The sequence below is a fragment of the Xanthomonas sp. LF06-19 genome (assembly GCF_034105425.1).
Taxonomy (GTDB): domain Bacteria; phylum Pseudomonadota; class Gammaproteobacteria; order Xanthomonadales; family Xanthomonadaceae; genus Xanthomonas_A; species Xanthomonas_A sontii.
The window spans coordinates 237,419-245,473 of the sequence record NZ_JAXGGH010000009.1 but is presented as its reverse complement, the minus strand read 5'-3'; the positions used below and the strand labels follow the sequence as shown (position 1 = coordinate 245,473).

Annotated in this window: 6 protein-coding genes; 3 read left to right on the top strand and 3 right to left on the bottom strand. The window is 69.3% G+C overall.

Annotated elements, in window-relative coordinates; genetic code table 11:
- Nucleotides 1–153 precede the first annotated feature (153 nt).
- Both SLW55_RS18190 and SLW55_RS18185 read right to left on the bottom strand, forming a co-directional pair.
- Complete coding sequence (locus SLW55_RS18190) at nt 154–1,536, bottom strand: glutamine synthetase family protein (RefSeq protein ID WP_017911359.1); 1,383 nt, start codon at nt 1,534–1,536, stop codon at nt 154–156.
- Nucleotides 1,537–1,541: 5 nt separating this feature from the next.
- Nucleotides 1,542–2,297: a gamma-glutamyl-gamma-aminobutyrate hydrolase family protein gene (locus SLW55_RS18185; protein ID WP_267099281.1), complete on the bottom strand. Its 756-nt coding sequence runs from the start codon at nt 2,295–2,297 to the stop codon at nt 1,542–1,544.
- Nucleotides 2,298–2,565: 268 nt separating this feature from the next.
- Here SLW55_RS18185 and SLW55_RS18180 point away from each other — a divergent pair, with 268 nt between their 5' ends.
- The 3 genes from SLW55_RS18180 (at nt 2,566) to SLW55_RS18170 (ending at nt 6,784) form a co-directional block, all read left to right on the top strand.
- Entirely contained in the window at nt 2,566–3,945 is a 1,380-nt protein-coding gene (locus SLW55_RS18180) for a glutamine synthetase family protein (RefSeq protein ID WP_320745509.1), read from the top strand.
- Nucleotides 3,946–4,050: 105 nt separating this feature from the next.
- On the top strand, nt 4,051–5,358 hold the full coding sequence (locus tag SLW55_RS18175; protein WP_320694465.1) for an FAD-binding oxidoreductase: 1,308 nt from the start codon (nt 4,051–4,053) through the stop codon (nt 5,356–5,358).
- Between the two features lie 88 nt (nt 5,359–5,446).
- The gene (locus tag SLW55_RS18170; RefSeq protein ID WP_017908483.1) at nt 5,447–6,784 is read left to right on the top strand and encodes a diguanylate cyclase; all 1,338 of its coding nucleotides are present in this window, start codon (nt 5,447–5,449) and stop codon (nt 6,782–6,784) included.
- On the opposite strand, the gene SLW55_RS18165 is transcribed toward SLW55_RS18170, so the two are convergent.
- Nucleotides 6,765–8,045, bottom strand: coding sequence for an MFS transporter (locus SLW55_RS18165; protein WP_320745508.1), 1,281 nt, complete (start codon nt 8,043–8,045; stop codon nt 6,765–6,767). The genes SLW55_RS18170 and SLW55_RS18165 overlap by 20 nt on opposite strands.
- Nucleotides 8,046–8,055 lie beyond the last annotated feature (10 nt).

Here is an 8,055-nt window from a genome sequence, read left to right as displayed (position 1 = left end):
ACGGAAGGGAACCCGGCAAGTCAAAAACAACATCAACGTCCGGAGCAAGAGCAACGTCAGGAGCAACAGCAACAGCAACAGCAGTGGCAACGGCAACGGCAACGGCAACGGCAACGTCGATGTTCTGGCTGGCTGGCTGGCGCGAACCGCCCCCTACACGTTCAACAACAGGAACTCCCGCTCCCACGAACTGATCACCCGGAAGAACGTCTCGTACTCCTTGCGCTTGACCGAAATGTACGCCCGCACAAAGCGCGGCCCCAGCAACTCCTGCAACGGCCCGCACCGCTCCAGCTCGTCCAGCGCCTCGCCCAGCGAACGCGGCAACTGATAGCCCATCTCCTTGCCGCTGCCGGTGGTCGGCTCGGTCGGCTCAAGCTTCTCGCGGATTCCGAGCAAGCCGCAGGCCAGCGTCGCCGCCATCGCCAAGTAGGGATTGGCGTCGGAACCGGCGAAGCGGCTCTCCACGCGCATGTTCTCGATCGTGTCGATCGGCACGCGCAGACCGCAGGTGCGGTTGTCGAAGCCCCACAGCACATTGCTCGGCGACACCTCGCCGAACATCAGCCGGCGGTAGGAATTGACGTTCGGCGCGAAGAACGCCATCGCCATCGGCACGTACTTCTGCAGGCCCGCCAGGTAATGGGCGAAGGTGCGGCTGTACTCGCCGGCGCGGCGGCCGCTGAAGACGTTCTTGCCGTGCTTGTCCACCAGGCTCTGGTGGATGTGCATCGCACTGCCCGGCTCGTTCTCCATCGGCTTGGCCAGGAAGGTGGCGTAGACGCCGTGGCGCAGCGCCGCCTCGCGCATGGTGCGCTTGAACAGGAACACCTGGTCGGCGCGCGACAGCGCGTCGTCGTGGGTGAAGTTGACCTCCAGCTGCGCCGCGCCGGATTCGTGGATCAGCGTGTCCACGTCCAGCTCCATCGCGTCGCAATAGTCGTACATCAGGTCCAGGATCGGATCGAACTCGTTGACCGCGTCGATCGAGTACGACTGCCGTGCCGTCTCCGGCCGGCCCGAGCGGCCGGCCGGCGGCAGCAACGGAAAGTCCGGGTCGGTGTTCTTCTGCACCAGGAAGAACTCCAGCTCCGGCGCCACCACCGGCTTGCAGCCGATCGCCGCATATGCTTCCAGCACCCCGCGCAGCACGTTGCGCGGCGCCAGTTCGTGGGGTTGGCCTTCCTTGGTATAGCAATCGTGGATCACCTGCGCGGTGGGGTCGGCGGCCCACGGCACCATGCGCACCGTGTCCGGATCCGGGCGCAGTTGCATGTCCGAATCCGACGGCGAAGTCAGGTCGTAGTAATCGTCCGGGTAGTCGCCGGTGACGGTGGTGGCGAAGATGCCCTCGGGCAGGCGCGTGCCGTAGTCGTGCGAGAACTTGGCGGCGGGAATGATCTTGCCGCGCGCGTTGCCGGTGATGTCCGGCACCAGGCATTCGACCTCGGTGATGTGGCGTTCCTTGAGCCAGCGCCGCAGCGAGCTTTCCTGCTGTTCCGGGGTGTGCTTGCGCGATCGGGGTCGACTGGCCATGGGAATCAGTGCCTGCGGCTGGCCGCATAGTGGCGACAGGCGTCGCCGAAGGATTGGAAGATGCCGAGATAGAACGGGTCGTCGAGGACCCGCCACTCCGGATGCCATTGCACACCGAGCAGGAAACCGGGGCCGATGCCGCGGAAGGCCTCGATCAGCCCGTCCGGCGCCAGCGCCTCGACGATCAGGTCGCCGCCGAGCCGGGCCACGCCCTGGCCGTGCAGCGAGTTGACCCGCACCCGCCCGCGGCCGGCGATCTCCTCCAGCCAGCCGCCTTCGCTCAGCGCCACCTCGTGCGCCGGCGCGTACTGCGCCTCCAGCGTCGCCTGCGGATCCTCGCGGTGATCGGACAACCCCGGCTGCGCATGCACCTTCTGGTGCAGGGTGCCGCCGAGGGCGACGTTGACTTCCTGGAAGCCGCGGCAGATCGCCAGGATCGGCAGGCCCAGCGAGATCGCCTGCGGAATCAGGTCCAGCGTGTTGGCGTCGCGCGCCGGGTCATGCAGGTTGCCGAGCCAGCTCGGCTCGTCGCTGTAATGGTGCGGCTCGATATTGCTGACCGCGCCGGTCAGCAGCAGGCCGTCGAGCCGCGTCAGCCAGGCGCGGGCGTCGACCGGGGGCTGCAGCGACGGCAGCAGCACCGGGGTCACCCCGGCCCCGTCGACGGTGGCACGCAGATACTTTTCGCCCGCGGCCAGGAACGGATGCTGGCCGATGAGCTTGCGGTCGGTCGGCACGCCGACCAGGGGCGATACGGCCATGCGAAGAACTCGTGTGGCGTCCTCGCAAGTTACCGCGAGCGTTTTATTTTTACAACACGACACGCACTGGGACACGGCGCACAACGCACCTGCAGAGGCGCTGACCGGCCTGCACGATGCCGCAAAAATTCCTCCGCAGTGCCGCAAAAGCGCAACACGGCCAGCGTGCCGCGCGAGCGAGCGTCGGCACGTCGCCTCCTGCCGCTGTTGAGTATTCTTGACGCCATGGCGCTCTGCTAAGCTCCAAGCACTCCCGCCGTCCGCCGCGATGACCCGCATGCACGACGCTCCGCTGCTGCCCCCGGACGATGCCCAGACCCTGCAGCGCATCGCCGGCTGCGAGCAGATCGACCTGCTGCTGCCGGACTGCAACGGCCTGCTGCGCGGCAAGCGCATCGCCCGCGACGCGTTGGACAAGGTCTACCGCGACGGGGTATGCCTGCCGATGTCGCTGATCGCCACCGACATCACCGGCAATACCGTCGAGGAAACCGGGCTGGGCTACGACATCGGCGACGAGGATCGGCTGTGTTTCCCGGTGCCGGGCAGTCTGCGACCGGTGCCGTGGGCGCCGGTGCCGTCGGCGCAACTGCTGCTGGCGATGCAGGACGGCGCCGGCGGCGCGCTCGACTTCGCCCCGCGCCAGGTGCTGGCGCAGGTGCTGGCGCGCCTGCAGGCACGCGGGCTGACCCCGGTGATCGCGGTGGAGCTGGAGTTCTACCTGTTCGATCCGCACGCCGACGCGCACGGCCGCCCGCAGCCGCCGCTGCACGCCCACAGCGGACTGCGCAACGACAGCACCCAGGTCTATTACATGCAGGAACTGGACGACCAGCGCGGCTTCACCGACGCGGTCGCGCAGGCCTGCCGCGCGCAGGGCATCCCGGCCGACACCGCGGTCGCCGAATACGCGCCCGGCCAGTTCGAGATCAACCTCAAGCACCGCGCCGATGCGCTGGCCGCCTGCGACGATGCGGTGCTGCTCAAGCGCGCGATCAAGGCGATCGCGCAGCAGCAGGGCCTGCTCGCCAGCTTCATGGCCAAGCCGTTCGCCGCGCAATCCGGCAGCGGTCTGCACGTGCACGTGAGCCTGCTCGACGATGCCGGCCACAACGTGTTCGCTTGCACCCCGCAGGCGCCAGCCGCGCCGCTGCGCCATGCCATCGGCGGATTGCAGCACAGCGCCGAGGACTGCCTGCTGCTGTTCGCCCCGCACGCCAACAGCTACCGGCGCTTCGTCGCCAATGCCTTCGTCCCGCTCAACGACAGCTGGGGCTTCAACAACCGCACCGTGGCGATGCGGGTGCCGCACAGCGACCCGGCCAACACCCGCATCGAACACCGCATCGCCGGCGCCGACGCCAACCCCTACCTGGTCGTCGCGGCGGTGCTGGCCGGCATCGAACACGGCCTGGCGCAGGGCCTAGACCCCGGCCCGCCGACCCAGGGCAACGCCTACGCGCAACACGCCGCACGCGAACCGGACTGGCGCAGCGCGATCGCCCGCTTCCTGGACAGCGACTTCGCCGCCACGGCGTTCGGCACGCACTTCCGGCATATCTACGGCCAGCAGAAGCGCCGCGAGCTGTTGGATTTCCAGGCGCAGGTCAGCGATGTGGACTATCGCTGGTATTTGCGCACGGTTTGAAGGCTGGGAATCGGGCATGGTGAATCGGGAATCGAAAGCAGCGAGCGCGAAAGCGTCTGGAGCCCAGGATACGGTGCGCCTGGGCCATCACTGCAGTTCGCCGCCATGACCGGCGCTTCCCCCATTCCCCATTCCCGAGTCCCCATTCCCGGCGCGTCCTGGTACCTCGACAGCGCCGCACCATTCCCGGAACAGGAACCATTACGAAGCAAGGTACGCGCCGACGTATGCATCCTCGGCGCCGGCTATACCGGACTGAGTGCGGCGCTGGCCCTGGCCGAGGCCGGGTATCGGGTGGTGGTGCTGGAGGCGCAGCGGGTCGGCTGGGGTGCATCCGGGCGCAACGGCGGCCAGGCCATCGTCGGCTACGGCTGCGAGCAGCACACCCTGGAAGCCCTGCTCGGCCAGGACGATGCGCGGCTGCTGTTCGATTTCTCCCGCGACGGCATGCAGTTGCTGCGTACCCGCATCGCCCGCCATGGCATCGCCTGCGACTGGCGCGACGGCCATGCGCACGTGGCGATCAAGCCGCGCCAGGAACGCGCGTTGCGCGCCGGCATCATCGAGATGGCGCAGCGCTACGACTATCCGCTGCAATGGTGGGACCGCGCGCAGTTGCAGTCGCAGTTGCGCAGCCCACGCTACCTGGGGGCGATGTATGACGCGGCCAGCGGCCACCTGCATCCGCTGGACTACGCGCGTGGCCTGGCGCGGGCGGCGCTGGCGGCCGGGGTGCGCATTTACGAGCAGACGCCGGTCACGCAACTGGTTCGCGGCGCGCGACCGATCCTGCGCAGCGCGCACGGCGAGGTCGAGGGCGAGTTCGCCATCCTCGCCGGCAATGCCTGGCTGCGCGGCATCGCCCCGGAGCTGGAATCGCGGATCATGCCGGTCGGCACCTACATCGGCGCAAGCGCGCCGCTGGGCGAGGCGCTGGCGCGCGAACTGATCGGCAACGACATGGCAGTGGCCGACGTCAACTGGGCGCTGGACTACTTCCGCCTCAGCCGCGACCACCGGCTGCTGTTCGGCGGCCGCGCCAGCTATTCGTCGCTGCCGCCGCCCGGCCTGCGCGGGGTGATGACGCGGCGCATGCGCCGGGTGTTCCCGCAACTCCGCCAGGTGGAGATGGACTCGGTGTGGGGCGGCTACGTCGACATCACCCGCAACCGCGCCCCGCATTGGGGCCGGCTGACCCCGAACGTGTACTTCGCGCAGGGCTTCTCCGGCCACGGGGTGGCCGCCACCGGCCTGGCCGGGGCGGTCATCGCCGCGGCGATCGCCGGGCAGGCGCAGCGGCTGGACGTGTTCGCACGGATCCCGCACGCGCCCTTTCCCGGCGGCCGCCTGCTGCGCACGCCGCTGCTGGTGGCGGCGATGTCCTGGTACAAGCTGCGCGACGCGCTCTGGTAGCCAGCGACGCACCCGCGCCGCCCTCAAGTTTGCGCGCACACGGCCGCTAACCGGGTTCCATTCCTGGATTGCCGCCCGCGAGGCATGCATGTCGCACCCGTTGTCGATCGCCCCGATCGCCCCCGACGGCAGCCCCGCACAGCAGCGCATCCTGCTGGTGGAAAACTCGCGTACCTTCACCGACCTGCTGCGCGCGGCGATCGAGCAACGGGTCGAACTGCCGGTCGTGGTGGTCTCCACCCTGGCCGAGGCCGCCGCCGCCCTGGATGACGGCGGCCCCTGGTTCCTGGCGCTGACCGGGCTGGTGCTGGCCGACGGCGACCGGGACACCGTCGTGGACTTTTTCGTCGCGCGCGGGCTGCCCACCGTGGTGGTCAGCGGGGTCTACGACGAGAGCTTGCGCAAGCGCATCCTGACCCAGCAGATCATCGACTTCGTCCTGAAGAACGCGCCGGACAGCATCGACTACCTGGCCTGGCTGGTGCAGCGACTGGCGCGCAACCGGTCCATCACCGCGCTGGTGGTGGACGACTCGCCGTCGGCGCGCGCCTACGCCGCCTCCCTGCTGTCGATGTACGGCTACCGCGTGGTCGAGGCCGCCGACGGTGCCGCCGGGCTGCGCGCGATCGAGGCCAATCCGTCCATCCGCCTGGCGGTGGTGGACCAGGAAATGCCGGGCATGGAAGGCGTGGAATTCACCCGCCGGCTGCGCGCATTGCGCGCGCGCGACATGCTGGCGGTGATCGGCCTGTCCGGCAACAACGACCCGTCGCTGGTACCGCGCTTCCTCAAGAACGGCGCCAACGACTTCCTGCGCAAACCCTTCTCGCGCGAGGAGTTCTTCTGCCGGGTCTCGCAGAACGTGGATCAGCTGGAGCTGATCGGCACCCTGCAGGACCTGGCGACACGCGACTTCCTCACCAGCCTGCCCAACCGCCGGCACTTCCTCGAACAGAGCCAGCGCGTGCTGGCGAAGTGGCTGGCGCGGCAGGAGCCGGTCTGCGTGGCGATGCTCGACATCGACCACTTCAAGCATATCAACGACACCTTCGGCCACGAGGCCGGCGACGAAGCGCTGCGCGCGGTGGCGGCGACCCTGGCCGCGCACGCGCGCCCGCAGGACATGGTGGCGCGCTTCGGCGGCGAGGAATTCTGCATGCTGGTGCCGGGCCTGGCCCCCGCCGCGGCCGCCGATTACTTCGAAACCCTGCGCGCGCGCATCGCCGACCTCGCGATTCCGCTGGGCACGCAGACCCTGCGTCTCACCATCAGCATCGGCGTCAGCAGCAGCGGGCCGCAGCGGCAGACCCTGCATCCGCTGCTGACCGAGGCCGACAAATACCTGTACCTGGCCAAGGCCGGCGGCCGCAACCGGGTCGAACACGCGCCGCCGGCGGAGCCGGCGCTCAGCGACGCGGCCGCCTGATCGCCAGCAGGGCAAGCAAGGTCAGCAGCGCCGCCGCGCTGAGGTAGTAGCCCACCCACGGCAGGCCGTAGTGCGTGGCCAGCCACACCGCCACGTACGGTGCCGGCGCCGCGCCGACGATGCCGGCCAGGTTGAACGCCAGCGAGGCGCCGGTGTAGCGCACCGGCACCGGATACAGTTCGGCCAGCAGCGTGCCGCAGGGGCCGTAGGTCAGGCCCATGAAGAAGAACCCCAGCGCCAGGAAGCCCAGCACCTGCCAGGGCTGTCCGGCCTGGAACAGCGGCGCGAAGAACAGCCCGAACGCGACGATGGCCACACTGGCCACCAGCATCGCCGGGCGCGTGCCGCGGCGGTCGCCGTACCAGGCCGACAACGGGATGCCGGCGGCGAAGAACAGGATGCCGACCATCTGCAGCAGCAGGAACTGCTCGCGGCTGTAGTGCAGCGTGGTGGTGCCGTAGCCCAGCGCGAACACCGTCATCAGGTAGAACAGCACGAAGGTCGCCAGCACCGCGAACGTGCCCAGCGCCGTCGCGCCGACGTGCTGCGAGAGCACCGTCTGCATCGGCAGGCGCACGCGCTCGTTGCGGTCCAGGGCGCGCTGGAAATCCGGGGTCTCGTGGATGCGCAGGCGCACCCACAGCCCGGTGATCACCAGCAGGGCGCTGGCGACGAACGGAATGCGCCAGCCCCAGTGCAGGAACTGCGCCTCGTCCAGCAGCGCGCCCAGCAGCAGGAAGATGCCCGAACACAGCAGGAAGCCCAGCGGCGCGCCCAGCTGCGGGAACATGCCGTACCAGGCGCGCTTGCCCGGCGGCGCGTTCTCGGTGGCCAGCAGCACCGCCCCGCCCCACTCCCCGCCCAGGCCCAGGCCCTGGCCGAAGCGGCACAGCACCAGCAGTGCCGGCGCCCACAGGCCGATCCGGTCGTAGCCGGGGAGCAGGCCGATCAGCACGGTGGACAGGCCCATGGTCAGCAGCGCCGCCACCAGCGTGGCCTTGCGGCCGATGCGGTCGCCGAAATGGCCGAACAGCGCCGATCCCAGCGGCCGCGCGACGAAGGCCACGGCGAAGGTCGCCAGCGACTGCAACTGCGCCGCATCGGCATCGCCTTCGGGGAAGAACAGCTTGGGGAACACCAGCACCGCGGCGGTGGCGTAGATGTAGAAGTCGAAGAACTCGATGGTGGTGCCGACCAGGCTGGCCAGCAGCACGCGACGCGGCGAGTTGACGGGCGGAACAGGAGACGCGGCAACGGTCATGGAGGCGACA